This is a genomic window from Rhodovulum sp. DZ06 (assembly GCF_050586345.1).
Taxonomy (GTDB): Bacteria; Pseudomonadota; Alphaproteobacteria; order Rhodobacterales; family Rhodobacteraceae; genus JBOCEF01.
In genome coordinates, this window is record NZ_JBOCEF010000102.1 from 1 (window position 1) to 1951 (window position 1951).

A 1951-nucleotide genomic window follows, 5' to 3' on the forward strand; every position below is an offset into this window, starting at 1 on the left:
ATCAGGACGGCGGCGGCGCGTCGGCGCAGGCGCGCCCCCCCTCTCCCCCCTCGCAACCCGGCCGCCTGCTGCTGGCCGACCCGGGGCCCGACCCCGACATCACCATCCTCTCCGCCGGGACCCCGCCGCCCTGGTCCGGCCAGGGGGGGCGTCACGCCGCCGCGGCGGTGATGGAGGAGATCCGCAAGGCGAACACCACCCTCGTCTTCATCAACACCCGCGCGCAGGCGGAGCTGTTCTTCCAGGCGCTCTGGGCCGTGAATGACGAGACGCTGCCCATCGGCCTGCACCACGGCTCCCTCTCGCGCGAGGCGCGCGGGAAGGTGGAGGCGGCGATGGCCGCGGGGGCGCTGCGCGGCGTGGTCTGCACCGGCTCGCTCGACCTCGGGATCGACTGGGGCGACGTGGACCTGGTGATCCAGGTCGGCGCGCCGAAGAACGTCAAGCGGCTGGTGCAGCGGATCGGGCGGGCCAATCACCGCTTCAACGCGCCATCGCGCGCCATCCTCGTCCCCGCCAACCGGTTCGAGGAGGTGGAGTGCGTGGCCGCTCTGGAGGCGGTGCGCGCCCATGACCTCGACGGCGAGGCGCGCCCGCCGGGGGCGCTGGACGTGCTCTGCCAGCACATCCTCGCCACCGCCTGCGCCGGGCCGTTCGACCCGACCGCCCTGTTCGCCGAGGTCCGCCGCGCCGGGGGCTATGCCGGGCTGCCGCGCGCCGCCTTCGACGATTGCCTCGAGTTCTGCGCCACCGGCGGCTATGCGCTGAAGGCCTATGACCGCTGGAAACGGCTGATGGAGGGGCCGGACGGCAGGATGCGCCTGCGCGACCCGCGCTCGGCCCGGATCATCCGCATGAATCTCGGCACCATCGTGGACACCGAGAAGCTGGGCGTGCGGCTGGCGGGCAAGCGCGGTTTCGGCCCGAAGCTGGGCGAGGTCGAGGAAGCCTTCGCCGCCTCGCTCGCCCCCGGCGACACCTTCCTGATCGGCGGCGAGGTGGTGCGGATGACGGCGCTGCGCGAGATGGCGCTGGAGGTGACCCGCGGGGGCAAGGAGCCGAAGATCGCGGTGTTCTCGGGGACCAAGCTGGCGACCTCGACCCTGCTCGCGCACCGGGTGCTGGAGATCCTGCAGGACCCGGGGCGCTGGGGCGCGCTGCCGGGCCACGTGCAGGACTGGCTGGGGACGCAGGCGCGGATCTCGGAACTGCCCACGCGCGAGGGGCTCTTGTGCGAGACGTTCCCCCATCACGGGCGGCAGCACCTGTGCGTCTACGGGTTTGCCGGGCGCAACGCGATGCAGACGCTGGGGCTTCTGCTGACGCGCAGGATGGAGGCGGCCGGGCTGGCGCCGCTGGGCTTCGTCGCCTCGGATTACGCGCTGCTGATCTGGGGGCTTGAGGCGGTGGAGGATCCGGCGCCGCTGCTGGCCGTGGAAGGCTTGCGCGAGGGGCTGGACGGTTGGCTCGGCGAGAACGCGGTGATGAAGCGCACCTTCCGCGCCGCCGCCGTGGTGGCGGGGCTGATCGAGCGGAACATGCCCGGCCAGCGCAAGTCGGGGCGGCAGGCGACGTTCTCGTCGGACATCCTCTATGACACGCTGCGCAAGTACGACCCGGACCACCTGATGCTGCGGATCACGCGGGACGAGGCGATGCGGGGCCTCGTGGATTTCGACCGGATCGAGGAGATGTGCGCCCGCGCCGCCGGGGCCGTGCGCCATGTGAAGGCGCCCCACGTGACGCCCCTCGCCGCGCCGCTGCTGCTCGAGGCCGGGAAGGTGCCGATCCATGGCGAGGCCCGCCTGCGGCTGGAAGAGGAGGAAGCCGCCGCCCTGATGCGCGAGGCGGGCCTGGGGTGATTTTCTTGGGTTAAAGTGGGGGGGGGGGGGGGGGGGGGGGGGGGGGGGGGGGGGGGGGGGGGGGGGGGGGGGGGGGGGGGGGGGGGGGG

1 protein-coding gene is annotated in these 1951 nt (G+C 73.6%); it reads left to right on the top strand.

The genetic code is table 11. The features are described from left to right. Positions 1-1862: helicase-related protein (locus ACQ5SO_RS21315; RefSeq protein WP_430943666.1), on the top strand; the 1862-nt coding region annotated here is incomplete at its 5' end. Between the last annotated feature and the right edge of the window lie 89 nt (positions 1863-1951).